This window comes from Pirellulales bacterium (genome assembly GCA_019694435.1).
Taxonomy (GTDB): Bacteria; Planctomycetota; Planctomycetia; order Pirellulales; family JAEUIK01; genus JAIBBZ01.
Genome location: JAIBBZ010000024.1, coordinates 1 through 22313, shown reverse-complemented (window position 1 = coordinate 22313; position 22313 = coordinate 1). Strand labels below are relative to the sequence as shown.

At 62.2% G+C, this 22313-nt stretch carries 17 protein-coding genes; 16 read left to right on the top strand and 1 reads right to left on the bottom strand.

Translation table 11 applies throughout. From position 1 onward, the window contains the following. Positions 1–7: 7 nt before the first annotated feature. From K1X74_16645 to K1X74_16595, 11 genes are all read left to right on the top strand, one after another. Positions 8–316, top strand: a complete 309-nt coding sequence (locus K1X74_16645) for a DUF4280 domain-containing protein (protein MBX7167965.1) — start codon at positions 8–10, stop codon at positions 314–316. A 37-nt stretch (positions 317–353) separates the two neighbouring features. Continuing rightward, the gene (locus K1X74_16640) at positions 354–716 is read left to right on the top strand and encodes a GPW/gp25 family protein (GenBank protein MBX7167964.1); all 363 of its coding nucleotides are present in this window, start codon (positions 354–356) and stop codon (positions 714–716) included. Next, complete coding sequence (locus K1X74_16635) at positions 713–3571, top strand: hypothetical protein (protein ID MBX7167963.1); 2859 nt, start codon at positions 713–715, stop codon at positions 3569–3571. The genes K1X74_16640 and K1X74_16635 overlap by 4 nt, the downstream gene beginning before the upstream one ends. Before the next feature lie 2 nt (positions 3572–3573). After that, entirely contained in the window at positions 3574–8766 is a 5193-nt protein-coding gene (locus tag K1X74_16630; protein MBX7167962.1) for a putative baseplate assembly protein, read from the top strand. Next, positions 8763–11339, top strand: coding sequence for a hypothetical protein (locus tag K1X74_16625; protein ID MBX7167961.1), 2577 nt, complete (start codon positions 8763–8765; stop codon positions 11337–11339). Before K1X74_16630 ends, K1X74_16625 begins: the two co-directional genes overlap by 4 nt. Positions 11340–11353: 14 nt before the next feature. Beyond that, positions 11354–13132 carry a hypothetical protein gene (locus K1X74_16620; GenBank protein MBX7167960.1) on the top strand — a complete coding sequence of 593 codons (1779 nt, stop codon included), beginning with the start codon at positions 11354–11356 and terminating at the stop codon, positions 13130–13132. Positions 13133–13188: 56 nt separating this feature from the next. Beyond that, a complete protein-coding gene (locus K1X74_16615) occupies positions 13189–13983 on the top strand; it encodes a hypothetical protein (protein MBX7167959.1) in 795 nt (264 codons plus the stop codon). A 42-nt stretch (positions 13984–14025) separates the two neighbouring features. Next, positions 14026–16125 (top strand): hypothetical protein, encoded by a 2100-nt coding sequence (locus tag K1X74_16610; GenBank protein ID MBX7167958.1) that lies wholly within the window; start codon positions 14026–14028, stop codon positions 16123–16125. Positions 16126–16210: 85 nt separating this feature from the next. Continuing rightward, entirely contained in the window at positions 16211–17074 is an 864-nt protein-coding gene (locus tag K1X74_16605) for a hypothetical protein (GenBank protein ID MBX7167957.1), read from the top strand. A gap of 458 nt (positions 17075–17532) precedes the next feature. After that, positions 17533–18612, top strand: a complete 1080-nt coding sequence (locus K1X74_16600; GenBank protein MBX7167956.1) for a hypothetical protein — start codon at positions 17533–17535, stop codon at positions 18610–18612. Between the two features lie 108 nt (positions 18613–18720). After that, the gene (locus K1X74_16595) at positions 18721–18960 is read left to right on the top strand and encodes a hypothetical protein (protein ID MBX7167955.1); all 240 of its coding nucleotides are present in this window, start codon (positions 18721–18723) and stop codon (positions 18958–18960) included. 343 nt (positions 18961–19303) lie between these two features. Here the strand turns inward: K1X74_16595 and K1X74_16590 are convergent, their stop codons facing one another. Continuing rightward, positions 19304–19663 (bottom strand): helix-turn-helix domain-containing protein, encoded by a 360-nt coding sequence (locus K1X74_16590; protein MBX7167954.1) that lies wholly within the window; start codon positions 19661–19663, stop codon positions 19304–19306. 176 nt (positions 19664–19839) lie between these two features. Here K1X74_16590 and K1X74_16585 point away from each other — a divergent pair, with 176 nt between their 5' ends. The 5 genes from K1X74_16585 to K1X74_16565 all read left to right on the top strand — a co-directional run. After that, positions 19840–19977, top strand: coding sequence for a helix-turn-helix domain-containing protein (locus K1X74_16585; GenBank protein ID MBX7167953.1), 138 nt, complete (start codon positions 19840–19842; stop codon positions 19975–19977). Next, positions 19938–20339, top strand: a complete 402-nt coding sequence (locus tag K1X74_16580) for a winged helix-turn-helix domain-containing protein (GenBank protein MBX7167952.1) — start codon at positions 19938–19940, stop codon at positions 20337–20339. Before K1X74_16585 ends, K1X74_16580 begins: the two co-directional genes overlap by 40 nt. After that, a complete protein-coding gene (locus tag K1X74_16575; protein MBX7167951.1) occupies positions 20255–20824 on the top strand; it encodes a transposase in 570 nt (189 codons plus the stop codon). Before K1X74_16580 ends, K1X74_16575 begins: the two co-directional genes overlap by 85 nt. 144 nt (positions 20825–20968) lie before the next feature. Next, positions 20969–21934 (top strand): IS5 family transposase, encoded by a 966-nt coding sequence (locus tag K1X74_16570; protein MBX7167950.1) that lies wholly within the window; start codon positions 20969–20971, stop codon positions 21932–21934. A gap of 30 nt (positions 21935–21964) precedes the next feature. Continuing rightward, a partial coding sequence (locus K1X74_16565) for a hypothetical protein (protein ID MBX7167949.1) occupies positions 21965–22313 on the top strand: 349 nt, incomplete at its 3' end.

The window sequence follows — 22313 nt, the reverse complement described above, 5'->3', positions numbered from 1 at the left end:
CGATTCGATGCCCGGATTCCTGCTCCATCAAGGTGCGACGGTGATGTGCAGCCACGGCGGCCAGGCGACGCCGACCGTGCCGCAGCCGCGCGTCCTCGTGTCGAATCAGCCGATCACGACCATGCCCAACCCCTATATCGTCGCCGGTTGTCCAATCGCGCCTTCGCCAATCTGTGTGACGGCAACCTGGACGGTCGCCGCCACGCGGGTGACCAGCGGCGGCGTTCCCGTGCTGCTGTTCGACAGCCAGGCCACCACGAACAACGGGGCCCCGCTGCAAATCCTGGTCACGCAGATGCGCGTCAAAGGCACTTAACGCACCGGCAAGCGACACCTCGACGGCTGCTATGTCACTGCAGATTCAATACCCCTGGGATTTCGACGCGCGGGGCCGCACGGCCACCAGCAGCGAGGCTCGGCACATTTTCGAGATGGTCGAACAATTGCTGATGACCTCACCCGGCGAACGCGTCAATCGACCTGACTTCGGCGGTGGTGCGCTGCAGCTGGTCTTTGCGCCGAACAGTGATCAACTCGCTGCGGCCTTGCCCGTCAATCTGCAGGCCTCGATTCAACGGTGGCTGGGCGACATCCTGGCATTGGAGAAACTCGAAGTCTCGCACGATGACTCGACCTTGTTGGTCGACTTGATCTATACGGTGTTGCGGACGGGCGAACAACGGCGCGAAACCATCGCACGGAGGAACGTCTCATGACGAACCTCGCCGTGGCTTGCCTGCCGCGAGTCGACGCCTCGCAGCCCATTCGCTGCGACAACGGCATCGACTATGTCTGCGTCTCGTCGCAGGCCGGTCAGGATGCAAAGACGACGTTTTCAATCGCGGTGCACTTGTTCGACGCTCCGCCGGAAACGTCCGAGCACATCGTCGAGTTGCTCAATGCCGAAGATTGCCAGATCGCTTGCGCCGTCTGTGGCACGCAGGCTGATTCGGGCAGCGTCGTAATTCTCAAATGCGAGCTGGAGCCGGCGTGCGTCCAGGACCCCCATCGCGTCCGCATCCGCACCAGGTGCTGTTCGACTGCTCCGGGCAGTGATCCGCAACCGCAGGCCTGCCCCGCGCGCTGCGAGATTCAAGTTCCCAGCGGCTTCCATCCGCGGGCGGTCGAGGCCGAGGTCTGGCTGAATGGCCAGCCGATCGTGGATGTCGACGTCGCCGCACATCCTCCGGTGCCTGCGCCCACGCACCCCGAGCCGCAACTCAATTACCTCGCCAAGGACTATGCCTCGTTCCGCCAGCTGATTCTCGACCGGCTCGCCGTCACGATGCCAGATTGGCGCGAACGGCATGTGTCCGACATCGGGGTCGTGCTCGCGGAAGTCTTCGCTTACGTGGGCGACCGGCTCAGCTATTACCAGGACGCCGTCGCCACGGAAGCCTATTTGGGTACTGCGCGTCAGCGGATCTCGGTCCGCCGGCACGCGCGCCTGGTCGACTATCGCATGCACGAAGGCTGCAGTGCGCGGACCCTCGTGCGAATCAAAGTGAGCGGCGACACAACCTTGAAGCAAGGTGATGTCTTCTTCACGACCGAGATCGCCGGACTTCCGCCCCACCAGGCAATCTCGGCCGTACTGAAAGATTTCGAACTTCCACGCGACTGGGAAGAAACCGCCGAGGCCTTCGAACCGATCGATCTGCCCCGGCCCTGCGCAGCGCAGCCTGCCGCGCCACGGCAACCCTTTTATCACCACTCGCTGTGTGGTCGACAAGCCGCGCCGCCCGCCAGCGGCGCCCAGCACATCCAACTCTACCAGCGACACAACACGATTCACTTCTGGTACGACAAGGACGCCGATCAGGCCTGGCTGCCCCCCGGCGCTACGTGCGCCTATCTCTGCAACGACCCGTGCACGCTGCAACTCAAGGTCGGCGATCTCTTGGTGTTCGCTGAAGTTCTTGGCCCGCTTACCGGGGAAAAGTGTGATGCTAACCCGATGCATCGTCAGGCCGTGCGGTTGACGCACGTCGGTCCCTGCGGCACGCATCCGCTGCGGATCGAGTGGTCTCGCGAAGATGCCCTACGGCAGCCGTTTTGCCTGCGTGCCCGCAAGGCCGTCGCCGGCTGCGCACCGGTCAACGACATCACGGTAGCCTGGGGCAACATCGTGCTGGTCGATCACGGTCATCGGGTCGACTGGGAGCCACTCGGCATCGTCGCTCAACGTCCCGACCCTGGCGGTTGCAGCCCGGACGCCCTGGCCGACGTTGCGACGATCGACGCGTATCCGTTTCGCGCAGTACTGCAAAGAGCGAATCTGGTGCACTCGGCGCCGCCCCAGGCTGGCGATTCTGCCAGCGACTTGCTGATCCCCAACCTGGACGAGGCCCTTGCCGCGGTCGACATCTTAGAACTTCCGCTGCCGTTACGGGCCGCCTTGTGCTGCGTGCTCGAGAACTGCGACGACATGCGCAAGGTGCCCGCTTGGCTTGCTGATGGGAAACAGGTCACCTTCAAGGGCGAACCGCAGTTCGGCAGTTTCCTGCCGACTCTGATCGAGGCCATCTCCGGTATTTTGCCGCGTCATGCCTTGGGCTCGTTTGATGGCGACCCGGACAAGGCGTGGAATCAGATAACTTGTTTGACCGACGACGCCATGCGCGCCGCGATCTTCGACGCGCTGCGTTGGTATCCCGTGTACGACCTCTTGCGCTCGGCTGCCGATGACCGGCAGGTGGTCGTCGAGATCGACGACCTAGGGCGCGCTCACTTGCGGTTTGGCGACGATGCCCTGGGCCGTCAGCCTGCCGTCGAATCGGAGTTCTTCGCCCGATATCGCATCGGCGGCGGCGTGCGCGGAAATATCGGCGCCGAGCGCATTCGTCACCTCGTGATCCGCAACGATACAGACGCGTCCCAAGTCTGCAAAGTGACCAACCCGTTGCCGGCCCTGGGTGGCACCAACCCCGAGTCGACGATGGCCGTGAAGCTACGAGCGCCGACGGCGTATCGCGAGCGCAAACAGCGTGCGATCGCCGCCGAAGACTATGCCGGCCTCGTCCGCGAGCGGTTTGCCGAACAGGTGCAGAGCGTGGCCGTCTCTCTGGAGCATGTCGGCACCCATTGGCTGGCCCGCGTGGTCCTCGATCCTCGGGCCAACCTGACCGAGTCGCACGGAGACTTGAAGCAGCGGGTCCGTGATTTCCTGAATCCATTGCGGCGCTTGGGCCATCGCATTTCGGTCGCAATAGCCAGCCGGGTGTTCCTGGTCCTCGACGCCGCGGCGTGCGTCCGGCCCGACGTGCTGCGTGGGCCGCTGCGCCGCGCGCTGCTCGATTTGTTCAGCGACCAGGAGCTGGCCGATGGTTCGCTCGGTTTGTTCCACCCCGATCGCTTGCGCATCGGCGAATCGCTCTATGTGAGCGATTTGACCATTGCGGCCATGCAGCTTCCGGGAGTCGAGAACTTCTTCATCAATTACCTCGCGCGGCAGGACCAACCCCAAGTCAACGCCACGGGCGACGGCTTGCTGATGCTGGGTCCTGGCGAGCTGTTCGCCGTACAGCCGCATCGCGTCGGCCTGACGATCGAAGTGCGAGGAGGACGCTGACCATGCCGCGACTCATCCCTTGCACCGGCGTGCAACGACTGACGCCGCGCGACCTGACCAACCCACCGCACCGGAGTTCTCTGCGGTACCGGATGGGCACGCATGCCGCGTTTCTCGACACGATGCTCGCGCGGCTGAGTCTGTTCGATGCCGCCAGCGACCCGGGCCGGGCAGGCGCCGAAGCTCCGGACGATCCGGCCCAGCTGGCAACCATTCTCCGCACGCGCTTGACGACCCGAGATCCGGACGATCCGAGCTTGGCGCTCCTCGACGCCTGGGCCGCGGTGGCCGACGTCCTGGCGTTTTATCAGGAACGGATTGCGAACGAGGGGTTCCTGCGGACCGCCCAGCACCTCCGTTCGCTGTCCGAATTGAGCCGGTTGGTCGGCTACGAACCGCGGCCGGGCGTCGCAGCCCGGGTCCACCTGGCGTTCGAAGTCGATACGCCGCCGGAGATTCCAGGCTTACCTTCGCAAGGCCCCTCGGCGTTCACGCCCCGCGAGGTCCTGATCCCGCGCGGCACTGCCGTCAAGAGCACGCCGCGCCCCGGCACGTCGCAATTGCCACAAGTCTTCGAGACGACCGACGATCTCGTGGCCCGACCTGAATGGAACGGCTTGCGTCCGCGGCTCACGCGGGCGATGGACCTGCGATCCCAGAATCTGTCGAACATCGAACAGCTGTATTTCCAAGGCGTTGGCCTCGGACTGAAGCCCAACGACATGCTCCTGATCGTGCCGGAACTCAATGACCAAGAACCGAACTCCAACCGCGACTCCTTGGCGCCGGTCGCGACAACTGACCGCGCCAGTCCCGAGGCGTTCTCGATCACCTCGGTCGAAGAGCAGCCGGAAGCGCAGTTGACCGTCGTAGAAGTGCACAATCCCTTCAGCCCACTGTCGCTGGCGCGAGTCGTCGCGCCGCCTCTGCTGGCCATCGCCGACGCCCTCGCCAGAAACAATTACATGCCGCCTGACGAGCTCCCGAAGTTGCGGCGGTCTCTATTGCAATTGCTACCGACGCCGGTCGGCATTGCGCGCCCGACGTGCCTCGCGACGCTCGACGGAAACTTGCGTCTTCTCCCGTGCACACTCGCAGGCCCACCTAAGGCCAATGAACCTCTAGCACTTCCCGTTCTTCGGGCTGCACACGAAGCGCGGAAGGCGATTGTCGAGGCCTTCACGAAGATCGCGCCGGCACCAGAATCCCCTCCATCCGCTCTCACGGCAGCGAGTAGCGATGTCGCGAAAGCACACCGGGTGTTTTTTGAAACCTTCGACACACTGTTCCGCACCATCACCGATCCGCAACAGACATCTGCTTTTGACGTAGCCGCCACGAAGGCCAACGCCGCGCACGCCAACGCGGCGCATGTTCTATTTCAGATCGCCCGCCAGGACACGGCCGCCCCGTGGCTGTTCACACTCCGAGCCGACGAGCTCGCCCGCGCCGACAAGCCGTTCGAGCATGTCGCCGTCGTGCGCGGCGCCACGTCCACCGATCCCGTGTCGATCGATTTCGCCTTTGTCGTGGGCGCACTCGCCGCGACCTCGGCCGGCGAGCCCCTGGCTTCGGTAGATCCTTCCGGAGTGCAAAGCACGCTTGCTGCACTCGCTTTTCCCACGAACGAAAACAGCGTCGAACAACCGTACTACGTTCGGATCCACTGCGCCTCCTCCAACGGCAACGGCGTTTCGTATGCAATGACGCGTCACCAACACCCAGCCAATGCCGTTGATCCACCGAAGGGATATCCCCTGCAGTGCAATTTCATCGTTGCTCCGAGTGATTCCAATAATGACTTTCTGCGCGATCTCGAGTTTTCAACCGACTCCGGAGAGTACCAGGCCAAGAAAGTCGTCGTCACGCGCCTGAACGGCACCGCCACGCTCGCCACGACCGCCACCGGCTGGACGCTTGCGACAAGCCCAGCGGCCTCAGCTTCACCAAACACCTGGACATTTACGGACAACGACGGCGCAAGCGCAAGAGGACTCATCAACAGCCTCAAGATGACGCTTCCTGTCACTGACATATCGACCTTCCAGGTCACGTTTCACACGGACACCGAACCCACCAGCGCGATACTCGTTACGCACTTACCCACCTCACGGTTCCGCCTGTATCCACAACATCTTCTCACGCTTCTTAAGAACACCGACGTTAACTCGTTGCAGGAAGCGCTGGCACAGTTACAGAAAGGACTGACCTCCGAGTCGCAACAGATTGCCGCGTTGCTGGAAAAGGCAAAGTCCGCGGAGACCGATGCGCAGCTGGCCGGAGCGGAGCGCCTGGCCAGGTTGCGCGATCTCTTGCATGGCACCAAGCAGATCATCGCGACACTCACCGGTCAGCAGGAGCCAGCAGCCTGGATCGGCGAGAATCCCAGTTCGTTAGAGGCAGTGCGCGCTAAGCTCCAGGAAACAGTCCAGTCACTGACATCCGCCTTGAGTTCGGCACCACCGCTGTTGCTGAAGGCGCTTGCGCTCAGTGAATTAACGATTCCCGATGATGTTGCCAGCGACGACAAGAAGAAGCAGCTTGCATCGGCTCTCGATTTGTTTGTCACGCGCACCTTGCGCGTCAAGGACGACCTGGATCAGCTCCTGGGCGTCTACGCGCTTTCAGCTCAGACAATTCGCAGTGAACTGGCCCATCGCACCTCGGCCATCACATCACCGCTGCGACGACTGCTCGATGACGACACGCTCAAGGTTGCGGCCTGGGCGGACAAGGTCCAGGCATTGCGCGACAGCCTTAAGAATCTCGCGGATTCCAACGCTTGCACTCGCGATGACACTGACGTGCTGGCGAAAGTCGGTGACAGCGCAGAAGGGCTCGCGAAGGCGATTATCCCAGGACAGTCGCCGGCGTCGGACGCCCTAAGCACCGCGCAGCGGCGACTGCTGGGCTTCGTCAGCCGCGTACGTGCGCCCTCACAGCAGCCGGAACTGAACGCGGGTCAATCGATCGGCGGCGAGTTGAACCAGGCCGTGGCGGACTTGCGGGCCGCGTTACGGCCAGGGAGCGCTGCGACGGTCAACGACGATCAGATCGTGGCGCTGCTCCGGGACAAGACCTATCTGCTGCCGCAAGTGGCCTCGAGCCTGACGGCCGACGAGGGTCGCGTGCTGCGCGCCGCGCTGGCGCAGCACAGACAGGGAGCGAACTCCCCACCGCGGGTCTACGTCTTTCGCGAACAAGCGCCGCTGTTCGGCTGGAACAAGCCCGCACCCTTCGTCACCGAAAAGGACGGTGAGCACTGCCCTGACACTCTGCACGTCAGTCCGGGACCCGGCGACAACGACGTTGAGACGGACAATCGCGTCTTCCTGGATGGCGGTCACCCCGCCGTAGTGCCAGGCTCCCATCTACTCATCCGGCAGATCGATGGCAACGATCAGATTGTGGAAGTGCTCCAGGCCAAGGTACGGCCGAGAACGCAGTACTGCATCAGCAATCAATGCACCGAAGTCGAGGTGAGCCCCAGTTGGTGGCATCCAACCGCGCCCTTGTCCGAAGGCACGTATCATCTTCCCAATGAGGACGCAGCGAAGCTAGAAGCAGACCTGAAAAAGGCTCATTTTCAAGTAACGACAGAAGCCGACGGTTCGGCGAACACGATTGTAAAGATCTCGTTCAATAGTCCAGCCGACCAAATCAATGTCTTAAGAACCTCGCTCGCCTTCTGCTCGCCCGCGCTGCTCCCGCTGGCCGAAGCAACCGATCGCGAAACGATCAGGGATCCGAACTCGCCGGACCCGAGTCGCGCCATCGAGCTCGACCGGATCGCTCTCGATCTGTCGTTGGGTCAAGGAGTGATCGTCGAATTCGCGGGACGGCAGTTGCTGCCGGCGGGCGACGACGTGCAACGCGTGTTCGCCAGAATTGAACAGCTCACGCATATCGGGCCGAGATATTTCGGCGATCGATTTACGACGCGCCTGGTGCTCGATCGCTCGCTGCCTGCGAACTATAGCCTCGAGACGGTGCGCATCTACGCCAATGTCGTCGAGGCCACGCACGGCGAGACCGTACACGAGATTCTCGGCAGCGGCGACGGCGATCAGGCGTTCCAGGCCTTTGCGCTGAAAAAGCCGCCGCTGACGTACGTGCCCTCGCGGCTCGATCGGGGCGCCGTCACCGATCTGGAGGTCCGCGTCAACGACGTGCGCTGGGATCGTCGCCACCGACTCGACGACCCCCAGCAGGCACCGCCGCATTACACCCTCCGCCACGATGCCGACGGCAACGCCAAGATCATCTTCGGCGACGGACGCTCCGGCTATCGACTGCCGTCGGGCATGGAGAACGTGCAGGCGCTCTATCGTTCGGGCATCGGCGCCGCTGGCAATGCCGAACCCGGCCAGATCGATCAGCTGGTCAACGCGCCCTTGGGTGTGCGGGGCGTCACGAATCCTTTGCGCGGTGACGGTGGCGCCGATCCCGACGGCCCGCTGGACATCCGCGACCGGGTTCCGCTCATGAGTCGGGCCCTCGACCGGCTGATCTCGGCCCAGGACTTTGCCGATTTTGCCCTGTCCTTTGCGGGCGTGGGCAAGGCCAGCGCCAAGCTGATCGGCACAAAGGTCTTTGTGAGCGTCGCCGGTACGACGCCCGAAGCGCTCGTGCCCGACTCGCTGATTCTCCGCAACCTTCGCGAGGCGTTTCAGCAGAATGGCCCGCCGGAGGCAAGCTGCGAAGTCGCGCCGGCCGAGCTCGTATTTCTGCAGATCATCGCCAAGGTCAAGATCGACCCGCGCTACGAGTGGCGCCTCGTCGAACCGCAAATCCGTGCAGCATTGCTGACTCGCTTCGCGTATGAGCGGATGCAACTCGGCGAGGACGTGCGCTTGGCCGATGTGTTCCAGACGATCGAGCAGGTTCCCGGAGTGATCTATGTCGACGTGGACACGTTTCGAGCGCGACGTGAGGACAACACGACAGAGGACGACTCTGCTCCACGTCCGCGCGTAGCCGTCCACGACGCCTTCGAGGACCAGCAACCGCGTCCCGCGACGCATCGCGAAACCGCTCCCCCAGATACCCAGCCCGCTGGCACTGATGTCGGCAACCCGGTTTCGAGCGCGGCATTTGGCTCGGCGCCCGCCACGTTGCAGCCTGCATGGGTTGCCGAGGTGTGTTTCCTCACGCCCGAAATCCCCAACCTCTTGTATTTGACTCAGATCCCATGACCTGCGATTCCGCGCTCCCGAAACCCGTCGCACCCCAAGCCGCCGCAGCGCTCTATGACGGCCAAGGACTGTATCGCCTGTTGCCGGCGATCTACCAGATCCGCGACGCCGAGCGCGGCTATCCTCTGCGGGCCTTGCTGGAGGTCATCGGGGAACAGGTGGCATTGGTCGAGGCTGATCTCGATCGACTGTACGACAATTGGTTCATCGAGACCTGCGACCCTTGGGTCGTGCCCTACCTGGGCGACGTCGTCGGTTTACACCGCCACGGCCCCCAATCCGAATACCGCGCTGCAGAGCGAGCCATGTCCTGGCGACAGCCCGGCATGCTACCGCGCCGCGAAGTGGCCAACGTCATTCGCGATAGCCGCCGCAAGGGCACGCGCAAGGTGCTCGAAGAGCTGACCTACGATGTGGCCGGGTGGCGCGCGCGTGCCACGGAGCTATACCCCTTTGTGACGCAGTTTTCCGGCGCCTGGTCGGCCGGCGAGCCCTGGAGCCACTTTCCGCGGTTCGCCGAGCTGGAGCGCGGTGGTTCGCCCCGTGGGATGGTGCCGTGCTTTCCACGCCTCAGCGGCGAACCGGCCGAAGGCCGGGTCGAACCGCACGCTGCGCGCGTCGCGCTGTCCGTCTGGCGACAACAGGTTTACTCGCACCGCGAGACCACGCCCCATTACCGCAAGGCAATCCAGGTCAAGTCGAACGAGGGCTCGTGCGATGGAGCAGCACCGACCTGCGTGATGCTCTACGCGTTCCATCCGCTCGGCTTCGACACGCCGCTGTTTGCTCGCCCCGAACCTGGCATTGCCCACGACGAGCAAGACGTGTCGCACTTGCCCTTGCCGTTGGGAGAAGCCAACGAACTGCTCTTGGCGGCGGCGAGCGCGGCCACGAGTTCGCCGAACTGCCTGGCCGCGGGAAGCTTGCAGCCATTGCATCCAAAGCTATACGGCAGCGACAGCAGTCTTTGCATCTGGCAGCACCACGAAGGCGGTCGGGGGCGCGTGAAACACGTTTTCTTGGGCAACCTCGCCGACCTGGATCGCGACGTCGAATGCCCTCCCGGCCAGGCGATCGCCAGCCACGTGCTCGCCCCCACCGTGGCCAAGGCACTGCTCGACCAGATTGCGGCCCACAAATTCAGCCCGGCGGACGACTGGGCGATCGTCGATCCCGCGCTAGGGTTGTTGCTGCTTCCCGACGTTTGCAAGATCGACCCGTACGTGACCTACCACTATGCCTTTTCCGGCGATCTTGGCGGCGGGGAATATCGTCGCCCACCGTTGCGCGACCTGAACGGCGACTGTGATTCGCCGCTGCGGGTGCATCGCGTGCTGTACAGCAAGAACAGCTCGCTCGACCTGCGGCGCATCCTTTGCGATTACCGATCCAATAGCACGGGCAACCAAGCGACCTTACGTGCACAGAAAGCCGTGCAGCTGCGCCTGCTGTTCTGCGACAGCGAGGTGTACACGATTACCGGCCAGTTCTTGCGGCTCTTTGCCGGAGATCGCCTGGAGCTTTGCGCCGCGGCCGACTGCCGTCCGACCATCCGGCTTTCCGGCGATCTCCGAATCCGCTTCTCACCCAATGCGCACGTGCGCTTTTCCGGAGTCACTTTGGGCGATGGCAAGCTGATCGTCGAAGGACGCCAATCCTGCAAGCCGGATTCCGTTACGACGTGCGCGCCGTCAACCGCGCCCCTCGCGCCAGATCAGCGTCCGAGCTTGGTCCTGCACCATGCGACGCTCCTCGCGCCGCGCGGCCAGACCGATCCTGCCCTGACAATCGCCTTGCCCGATGGACGCGTTTCGGTGCAACACAGCATTGTCGGCCCCATCCTGACGAAAAAAGACGTCGATCGCCTGGCTCCGGCCGATTGTTCCATCCGCGATTCGATCGTCGGTTGTCTCCACGACTCGGGATGCGCCGATGCGGCGTACGCGATTCTTGGGTCCGGCGCCCTGCGCCTCAACATCGCGCGGTCGACGATCTTCGGTCGCCTGCATGCCCGCGAACTGATCCTGGCAGACAATAGCATCTTCACAGGCCCGTTGACGATCGTGCGGCGTCAGGACGGGGGAATGCGGTTTTGCTATGTGCCGCCCCATGGCAGCACGGCGTGCGGCGCCGACTGCGATAGCCGGGTCGAGCCTGCGCACGCGCGTCCCCAGTGGGACACTCCGCGACAGTTCTACTGTCAGCCTGGGCTCTGGAGCGCACAGCAAGAAAACAACTCCCAGCAGCCGCGGTCGTGCAATCCATCGGCCGGCAAGGGCGCGGCTCTACGCGGGGAAACGGACGACGTCTGCGAACAGCAGGCCACCAGCTGTGCTCTTGATCCTTACGCCGCCTGCCCGCATTTGGCTTTCACAAGCCAGCGCTACGGCGACCCAGGCCTGGCACAACTTTCGGCTGTCTGCGCGGTGGCGATTCGCCGCGGCGCCGATGACGGCTCGGAGATGGGGGTGTTTCACGACCTGTTCATCGCTCAACGCGAGCGCAATCTGCGTGAGCGGATCGACGATTTTACACCCGTCGGAATGGACGTGGTCCTGCGATATGAGAACTAACGGGAGTGCAAACCATGTACGGTGACTTCAGCCGCCCACCGCTCTTGACACCTCACGAATACCCTGGCCCCGGTTGGTACCTGGCCGAACAGGGCCGCGCGTTAACAGACGCCGACTGGAATCTGCAAGCCGCAACGCAATTCGAGAGCTGGCGGCAAAGCAACCTCCGCCAGTTCGGACACCTGGCGTTTTTCAAGCGCGAGGAAAACTCGCTGGACAACCCTGCCATCGTGCGACGAGCGTGCTTGAATTCGAATCGCACAAAACTTGCGCTTTGCCAATACATCAATCAAGTCAACCCCCAGACAGCCACCGTCGCAACCATTCCCGAAAACTCCGATGGCACTGACTTCAGTTGCCTTGGAGTCAGCGTGCAAGGCGTCCTCATGCGTAACGAGACGAAGGATCCTCTTAAGCACATGAATGCTGCACTTGCCGCGACTAACGACGCGGACCATGCGCTTGCTCCTGGTGTCATTCTCGCCAGTGCTGTCCCGCTCGGTATTCCCGGCGGCGCCCTGCCACACTTCCTCGCCGAGGGCGCGTTCGAACGTTGCGAAGACCAGGCGTTGGCCACGTTTGTGAGGAGCATGGTGCCCTGTGGTTATGGCTACACACGGCTCACGTTTTTTCCCCGCTGGAGCGTCGTCCCCAAGAATCTCTTCTTTGACTACACCACCTACCTGCAGCGCCGACCAACGCTGCGATTGAACAACCAGGTTGCCGCCTGCACTGCGGTGCTGCATGTAGCAGCCCACAGCTACGACCGCAAAGCCTCGGAGGTCGAAAAGAACAGGCGGATTGTGTGCTTGTCGAGTGCGCGTCGCCCGACCTGGCTGGTCGGCGTCTGGCAGGAGGATGGCAATCGCCGACGGATTCGCCTCATGGGCGACCAACTCGAGCGATTCAGTCATCTCAAGAAGAATGCCCTGATCGAAGTCTTTTCGGCTGCGCAGCAGATGCAGGTTCTCGATCGCTCCATCGCGGCTTCCAATCTGTATCAGGTAGAGACCCTCGACTCGGCCACGAACTCGCTGACGCTGAAAGACGCGACGGAGCCCGAAGGGTGCCAGATTCCGTTTTCGCATTCGCTACCGCTTGACGAAGGGCAACTCGTCGTTCTGAGAACTTGGGAACATTGTGAAATGCTCTGTGAGCTGTCGCATAATTCGTCCAAGGCCGATGGCTCGCATTTGAGTCTTGTCCGAACGAAATGTGGCGACAAGCATGAACCCACCGAGTCTGCAGCGCCCACAGACAAAGCGAAAGAACAGGCACTGAATACCGTTGTTCCTGGAGATGAGTGGACCGTTTATGTCCGCGACGGCGTCCAGTACTCGCTGTTTCATCAAGCCGATCGCTATTGCGTGATGGTTGCTCGGAAGGCAGACAACGGGACCCCACTCGAATTCCTCGGCCAGATCGCGCAGGCCCCCCAAGTGGCACCGGCGCCAGGCGCTCCTCCACCCGCTACGGGCGGTATGTCGCCCGCCAACCACGACGCCACCAATCTCGCCCAGGGCGACAATTCTCACGATCGCCTGCGCGATCTACCCCTTCGCCATCTGAACGTCGAACTCCAATCGCCCCACGTACGCCGCTGGATCGCCAGCGCGAACGTCAGCGAGGTCGCACATCTCACGCGCAACGCGCTGCGCGAGTCGATCGTGCAGGCCGTCAAGGTCGACGCCGCTTCCCTGCCGCAGTTTGACCAGGATGTCTCCGTGCTGCACAAGGCCGTGGCCGCCGTCGCCGGCCGCTTGTCGAGGTCACCGTCGTCCACCGTGGCTTGATCGGCTTCCCTCCACGCGCGAACAACACCGGACAAAACTTGGACCGGAGAAACCCCATGATCCTGAACAAGAAAACCACTTTCGCCGAATTCTGCGAAGAGATGCAGCTTCGTGTCGTGAAACACGGACCCGGCTCGCGGCCGGTGCATCAGGCCTTGCGCTTCGCGCGGGGACACGCCGATCCGCGGTTCCTTCGTGTGGCCATGGAGAAGATTCAGGCGCAGCGCCATTACCGCCTCGAGACCGAGGGGCCCACGCGCTGGGAGCGGATCGTATCGACGCTGGGGCTTGCCTCTGCAGCCGAAGCCGCAGTCGCACTGGGCATCGTGATTCTCGGTTGCGGCGCCGTCGAAATGGCCCGCGGCTGGGTCCCTCGGCGCACGGAAGACGCGTTGGCCAGCAAGGAGATCGACCGGCTCGCGGAAAAACTCGGCGTGCAGGTCCGGTCCGAGAAATCGACCCAGGGCCCTCGGTCGGGAGCTCGCGATCTTTCCGGCCAGGCCAGGGCTGCGAGTCCCACCTCGGCCGAAGTCGAAGAGATGCTGGCCAAGCGCCTCGAACAAGTGGCTCAATCGGCCGCGTTTCAATCGGCTGTCGAAGCAGCGGTCGCCCGAGCGATTGCCCAGTCCGGCCAGACGGCTGCCGCGAGCCGCGAACCCGCGGTCGGCGAGCAACCGCCAGGCGCAGAACCCGCGCCGGCGAAGGAGGCCGCCCCGGGGGAAGGCGAACCGGCCGCTGGCACCCCATCGAATGGCGCGCCCGCGCCCGTCGCTGAACCACCGCCCCAAATCGCCGGAGTGGCGGGCACCAAGCCCGAAGCATCGCCTGCGCCGGTTCCCACGCAGCCCTGAATGGGTCTATCCATGTTTCCCCGCGATCATGCAATTCGAACGATGGGTTGCCCGAGGGTAACTTCGACGTTTTCGCGCCAGTTCCGCGTGCTGTGCCACGGCCCCTGGGTGGTCGCGCTGATGTTGCTCAGCCCGTTGGCGCCGGTCGCGTCACGCGCTCAGGACGACGGCGTGCCGGTCCAGGCCGCCGATGCGCTGAACAATGATGCGCAGGCCTGGCTCAAGCGGATTTGGCCCGATCCACTCGCCGAGCCGATCCTGGCAAAGGAGCTCGAGCGCCTGGCTCAACAATTCGAGCTGGCCTTAAGCGAGGCACAGCGGGTAGGCACGAGTGATGCCTTGCGATTGGGAACCTTTCGCGCCGGTTGCGCCATCCTCAAGCTGCTGCAATCCGACTATCCAGGAGCGATTGCTCATTGTCAGGCCGGGCTTGCCTCCGGCCTGGGTGTCGACGCCGATTCGCAGCGCGTGCTGGCTCGTTTGAATCTGGTGTGGGGACGTGCTGCATGGGCCTGTTACGAAACCGAGGTGGCCTATGAGAAGCTGCTCACGGCGCGCGCCGCCTTTGAGGCGATCCAACCCAAACAACCGACAGCCGACAACGAATACGTCGTCACGCTCGTCGAGTTGGCCAAGGTGCAAACCTCGCTGGGCCACTATGTGGACGCACAGCGGACCTTTGAACTCGCACTGAAAGACTCCACGATCACGCCGCCGCAACGAGCGCTTGTGCTCGAATGCTGGGGCAGCCTGTTCTGCGCCATGGGCGATTATCGCAAGTGCGACGATCTGCGGGCCGAATGGCAACGCATTCTCGCCGGATCCGGTCGCCTCGCGCGGGAACGGTTCCTGCTCAACCTTGCCGGCGCCGTGTCGTTCGCACGCAACGCGTGCCTGCTGGGCGACTTGAGCCAGGCCGAGAAGCTGCTCAATCGCGAACAAGATGTGCGGTTGATCGAAGACCCCTGCTATCGCTGGCTGAAGGCCGAGTACTGGCTCGTCAAGGCGCGCCTGGCCTTGGGGCGCGAGGAGCTGCGCGAGGCGCTCCTCTGCTGGGAAAAAGCCCGCAACTTTCTGCCGGCCGAGGAGCACTTTCTGTGCGGCGAACTGCATCTGCTCGATGCCATGCTCTCCAACGCCTGCGGCCAACGGACCGCCGCGATCCGCAGTTGTTACGAGTCGATCGCCTGCTACGAGGCTGCCTGCGGTGACGTCTGTCCCCAATTGGGCGAGCCGTTGCTCGAACTGCTCGAGGCCCGGGTGGCCATCGGAGCCGATCTTCAGACCGTGGAAATGCTCTGCGATCGCATCCTGTCCATCAGCACGCTCGCCGCCTACGGTCCTGGGTTGCCTCACCATCGGCTGTACATCGGTAGAACGCTCCACCTTCGCGGTCGGCACGAGTTGTTCAACCGCAATCGCAAGGATTCAACGCGGGCACTCTTCGACCAGGCGAACCACACGCTCGAGTCCATGGGCAATCCACGCCATCCGGCGATCTACGCGCTAAGGATCGACCAGCTGCGCCTCGATTCGTTGTCCTCGGACCTGGTTCTCCAGCGCCGCCTCTTCGAGAAAGTTCCTGCGCTCGGCCAGGAGTTGCAGACCGGTCGCGACCGATTCGAGCTCGGCGCGCGTCAGGCCACAACGGCAGGTTGGTGGGCCTTGATGAACGGACGCCGAGCGGCGGCCAAGGTCTATTTCGATCAGGCCTGTGTCTTCTGGCAACGGCTGGAAAACAAATTTCCCGATCGCGCTCAGCCGGCGCGCCACCCCGATCGAGCCGAGATTCGACTGGGCGAGGCCTTGCTCGCCGCAGCGCAGCAGCCGAACAAGGAGGACGTTGCCAGCATCATCCACATGTATCTCACCAGCGATGAAGAAATCCCCGGCGCCGAGGTCCTGCTTGCTCGGGACCACACCCCCGACGCGGTGGCCTACTTCGAAGGCGTTCGCGGAGCCTGGCTGCTCGAGCATCAGCAACAACAACTCGGCTGTTGGACTTATCGACAGCTTGTCTATCCAAAGTATTGGTCCCTGTACCAACAGGATCCCGCGCGTTTCAAGATCCCGCTGGGGACGGTGATGCAAACCATCGAAAACCATTGCCCGGGCCCCTCGCCCAACGCGGCCGATCCGTAACCCAGGCCGCAGCCTTTCGCGGCAGTGGCAACAGCTTCTCAACGCCCCGGAAAACTTTCACCCCATTTTCTTCGAGGAGGACCCCATGTCCGATCAACGTCTGCTGCACACGATTCTGCAATTGAAGGAAGTCGCCCGAGAAAAGTCGACCTGGACGCGAGTTGCGCTGTTGGTCGCCGTCATGGCCGGGCTGATTACCTACGGCCCAGGCACGCTGTCCTACGTCTCGACAGCGGCCAGGCTCGTCGGCGGCCGCGTGCAAGAACAGATTCCTGTCGAATTCGAACTTGAACGTGCCCGCACGATGGTCACCGACCTGATTCCCGATTTGCGCAAGAATATCTACGTCATTGCCCAGGAGAAGACGGCGGTCGAGCACCTTCGCGCCGACGTCGCTCGTCAAGAAGGTGTGCTCGGCGAGCAGCGGACCGCGCTCCTGGCCTTGCGCGACGATGTCAACAACGAGTCGGGCACCTTGCGCGTCGGCACGCGTCCGGCGACATCCGAAGAGGTTCGCGAGGAGCTCGGCAAGCGCTTTGGCCGGTTCCAGACGCTGGAAGCCACGCTCGACGCTCAGCGCCAGCTCCTGTCGAGCCGCGAAAAATCGCTCGCCGCGGCCGAAGCCAAGCTCAAGAACATGCTCGACGCCAAACGCGATCTGGAGGCCCAGATCGAGCACCTGCAAGCCAAGCTCCGCACCCAGCAGAGCCAGGTCCAGTCGACCGCCGTGGCCTTCGACGATAACCAGGTGGCGCGTTGCCAGAAGCTGGTCGACGAGGTCCGGGTGCGACTCGACGTGGCCGACAAACTGGTCGTCGCCACGCAGCAGGACCTGCTCGCTGAAGACACCCCAACGGCGATGGTCGCAAACGGCGACGTTTGCGACGAAATCGACGCTTACTTCGCCCAACGCAACGGCGATGCCCTGGCGGCAGGGGCGAAAAACTAAGCAGCTCCTCGGCTCGCGCGACGTCGGCCGTCACCGGGCAACGAAATCGATACGTTCCCATCCTCCAAGTGCAGAGGGTCGCAACGGTGCTCCCGGCAGGCACGTGGCATGATTGGCCAAGTGCTTGCCGGGACATCGTGAACGACGAGCTACAAACCACGATGACGCCAACTGCTACGCCTTCGCCTCAAACAAAGGGATCCTTCTACACACCGAAATGCATTGACGCCAAAGAGGCCGAAAGACGACGCAAGCTACGCATGTCCACAAGCACGAGAGCAGACTCGTCGTCACAAGATGTCGCGGCGCCGGTAGCGGACACGCCCTGGACCCTACCAGAGTGGATGCAGTCTTGGTTCGCACCCCAATGTATCAAAGCCGAACAGCAGCAATGTACGTCTACAGCAACACAGCCTCACAACTTCGCCGGCGAGACTCTCTCGGATTGCGACAAGCAAATGATTGCCGACGAACAGGCCGATTGGCCGGACCCATCATCCCCGTTGCAAGCCGACGCGGGCGAGAAGTATTTTGTCCTACACGACTTTGGCGCCGAAAAGATCGACCTGAACGAGAAAGACCCAACCCGGAACATGTACGGCCCATCCAGTGACACGGGCACGTTCGCCTTTATACCACAAACGCGCGATTCATCGCGCCCGATATACGGTCGCTCGCGCCCCTTCGAACAATATCGCGTCACATCCACAAAATACGAGAGAGGCGAAGATATTGGCGTGACCGACCAAATGGTTAATGACGCGGTGCAGACAAAGACGCTACCTGCCCTTCAAAAAAAACAAGAGAACAAACTTCCTAATCTCGCACGCAAGCTATGGAAAGGGCTTGAAGGCGGGAAAAGCGACGAAGACAAACGTTCCGTTATCAATCAGGCACTCAACGACCACGGGTTCACGGACAAGGTCGCCAAGAAGAACGCGGAAACGCGTGATGGCGAAATCACAAAGGCGTTAACGTTTTTGAAACAAGGAGGCACACACAGCACCTCGGCGTTATGGGCGGTTGAGTCCCTCTGCAAAAAACTGACAGCGATCAAGAACTACCCCTTCAAAAAAAGGGAAAAACAAGATTGTCAAGACTATCTCAACGCAATGAACGCACGCAATGAGCGGATTGCAGCTCGCGTCAACATCGAAATCGAGCCACCTGCTCAACAGACCTTCGAGACGCTTGGCTTGCCCGGCCAACCGGACGCATACACGGACACGCAATATTGCACGATCGCCAGGCTCTATGCCACCTTGTCGCGTCATGCGAATCATTTTTTGCATGTGACAACACACTTCATGGAGGATTGCCGTTTGCCTCAGCATGGAGGACACAGCGATCCACGAAGGTTCAATCTTGAGCGACTATATCGCGAGATCGCTGGCATCTTTGGCCATCCCACCGGCAGTACCTATGGCGTAAAGTACAGGACAACCTCCACTACACAATGCGAAAAAGGAGCCCCGATATCAACCGAAATTGATCCCACTCGTAGCAACAAGAAGAAGAACGCAAAGAAGCCCAAGTAGTCTTGGACCGTGCCTTACAATTAGAGCACTTGCATTGATGACGGCATGCGTCGATCACAGACGACTCGGGCATTCGTAGCCTTCCTCGTCGACATAATGCAGGCCGACATGCAAAACCTCCCTGCCAAGTCCGGTGTACCGGCAACGCCCAAGCTCGACCGCTACGGACAACCCGGCGAGCTGTTGCAGGGCCTGCTCTGCTTGGTGCTCGCCTTTATCCCGGACATGACGGACAGCGGTGACCCGACGGCGGCCAAGCTGCGGGCACCAGGTCCTTGTCTGAGCGCGGAAAAACGGCTCAGGCTCTCGCTTGCGGCGCATAGAAACACCTCACGAACTCTGCACTGATCACTGCATTGTTCGGAGGTGTCGTCGTAAGTCGAATGGGCGATACAGGGCTCGAACCTGTGACCCCCAGCTTGTCGATCCGCCAAAAAAGCCGCAGAAAAACGACATAACTCACACAGACGCAACGCATTCTACAGTCGTCGATCGCGCATGCAAACCGATTCGTCAGCGCGCAAATATCCGCAGAACACGACCGTATCGAGCGACGAAAACCGTAAATACGGAAAGCCGGATCTAGCTCGATCGTTTGTGATGATGTGCCGTTCCATTTGGAGGTACGTGCGTTGCCCACAAACGCGTGAACAATGTTCGCACGCTCTCGAATCGACCCTTGGCGACAAGCTTAATCGATCGAACATCGGAGGCATCCGGCAGCGATCCATGCTTTGAGATCTTCGTAACTCCAGCGAACCGCCTTGCCAATGCGAATGGCCTTGGGCATTTCACCGCAGTGTTCCATTCTCCAAATGGTGCGAGCGGACACCTTCAGCAACTTTGCGGCTTGGTTGGTGTCAATCAATAGACCACGATCCTCCGGTGGCTTCTGTCCCGCAAATAGCGCGTTCCGGGATGATTGGAGCCTAGCAGCCCGCCGTTCATCTTGCTCCGCAACCTCCTGACACGCGGTGCGAATAAGGTCAATTAGCGTGCGGGCACTAACCTCATCGAGTGTCATGCGGACGGTGAGTTCTACGGGTTTCATTTGTCGGACCTCCAAAAATACTCAGGAGCTGTAAATCGACTGCTCTCCCTGCGGAAAGCTTGTACTGGTGAGAATGGACACTCTTACTCCCCCCTGCGCTCCCTTTGAACCAACCCCGTCGCTAGCACCGTAGAAGGTGCATGAACACTTCTTCTTCCCGCAGCCCCGAGGACTGGATGGTCCTTCGTCGCGTGGCCGTGGAGTTGCTCCGGGAGGGAGCGACCCAGGCGGCTGTCGCCGAGCGGTTGGGAATCAGCCGTTCGAGTGTGAAACGTTGGAAAAGGCCCATGCCTCCGGCGGGGTCGCGGCCCTGAAGCCGAAGAAGCCCCGGCCGGTTGCGCGTCGCCTCACGGAAGACCAAGGCTACCAGCTCTGCGACCTCCTCGTCGCGGGCCCGTTGGCCGCGGGCTTCGACAGCGATCTATGGACTTGCCGGCGAGTCGCCGAGGTCGTGCGGCGCGAGTTTGGCATCTCGTACCATCCCGACCACCTCGGCCGCATCTTGCACAGCTTGGGCTTCTCACCACAGCAGCCGCAGCGGCGGGCTCGCGAACGCGATGAAGCGGCCGTGGAGCAGTGGCGTAAGAGCGACTGGCCGCGAATCAAAAAGGGGGCCGGCGGCGGCAAGCTACCATCGTCTTTCTCGACGAATGCGGCTTTCGTCTCCAGCCGCTGAACCGCCGCACCTGGGCCCCGACCGGATCGCGCCCGCAACAGATCGCCTCGCAGCGGCACGATCGCTTGAGCGTGATCGGCAGCCTGGCTGTCTCGCCGCGCCGCCGGCGCGTGAAGCTGCGTTTTCGCGTGCACGACCACAACGTCCGCACGGCCGATGTGGTTCGTTATCTGTACGCGCTGCATCGCGAGCACCGCGGCCCGATCGTCGTCGTGCTCGATCGGCTCAACGTGCATCGCGCGGCCGTGAAAAAGCTGCGGGCTCGCGGCGCGAGCTGGCTGTCGGTCGAGTGGCTGCCGCCCTACGCGCCCGACCTGAACCCGGTCGAGGCCCTCTGGAGCCACGCCATGTACACGCCCCTGGCGAACTTCGTGCCCGACAATGTCGAGCACCTCAACGACGCCGTGATCGAAGCCGTGGGCGACACGCATTTCAACCAGCCCTTGCTACGATCGTTCTTTCACGCAGACCAGCTCAAGTTATGATCCGGCTCAATCGCGGCGCAGGTAGGAGTAAGCCGGCCGCACGATTGAAGCTCGCGGCACGATTGGCCTTGTCGAACAACCGCTCAATCTGCCGCGTAATTCGCTCCAGGATGGAGTCTCCGGTCTCTTGCAGGAGCGAACGCGATGGCCACGGTGGATGCTAGCAGGCCGAATGCGGGGAAGAAAGCGACTTACCAGATCACGAACTGGCGGGAATACAACGAAGCGTTGGTGCGCCGCGGCGACGTGACCTTCTGGTTCAGCCAAAACACGCTCGACGAGTGGGAGCACGACAACGCCGAGAAGAAGAACGGCCGCCCATTCAAGTACAGCGATCGGGCCATCGAGTGCTTGCTCGCCCTCCGCGAACTGTTCCGCCTGCCCTACCGTCAGACCGAGGGCCTGGGCCGCGCGCTGGCCACGCTGCTGGGTGCCCAGATTACGATCCCCGACTTCACCTCGCTGGCCAAGCGGGCCGCGAGAATGGGAGTATCGATCGATGTGTCTCAGACGCGTGGCCCCTTGGATGTGGTCGTCGACAGCACGGGCCTGAAGATCTACGGCGAAGGGGAATGGAAGGTCCGCCAGCACGGCGTGGGCAAGCGGCGGACGTGGCGGAAGCTGCACCTGGCGATCGACCCGGACACGCACGAGATTGTCGCCGAGGTGCTGACGGAGAATAACGTCCACGACGCCGATCAGGTAGAGCCGCTCTTGCAGCAGATCGATCGCCCCGTGCGGACCTTCTATGGCGACGGGGCGTACGATCAGCGGAAGGTCTACGACGTACTCGGCACGCGCGGCGTCGACACGATCATTCCACCGAGGAAGAACGCGAAGATCGCTCAACATGGGAACAGCTCGGCCGATCCGCTGCCGCGTGACGAGTGCATCCGCCAGATTCGCCGCGATGGCCGGAAGGCGTGGAAGAAGTCGATCGGTTACCACCGCCGCAGCCTGGCCGAAACGGCGATGCACCGTTTCAAGTGCAGCTTTGGCGACCGCCTCAAGAACCGCGTAGCCCCGAACCAACGCGCCGAAACCAGCTTACGCTGCAAGCTGCTCAACCATTTCTCCCACCTCGGCATGCCCCGCTTCACCTGGAGTTAGGCAACAAGGTCGGTCGAGACCGTCAACAGTATGCTCAAGCGGCTGCTGGGCTCGGCCTTGCGAGCGCGACGTTATCGTTCCCAGTGCCGCGAACTCTACCTGCGAGCGATCACGCTGAACGTGATGATCCTCCGGCGCAGCGGGGTTTTCTACGGAGCACTACAAACCAATTATTCAGTTCAGGAAAACCCAGGCTTGGGCAACTCGGGACTGTATTACTACTACCAGTTGATGTCCAAGTGCCTGGACGCGCTGGGTTCGCCAACTTTTGTCGACGCGTCAGGTGTCGAACACAACTGGCGGGCGGAGCTGGCCGCCGAATTGGCGAACCGACAGAATCCCGATGGCTCTTGGACCAATCCGGACAACCGCTGGTACG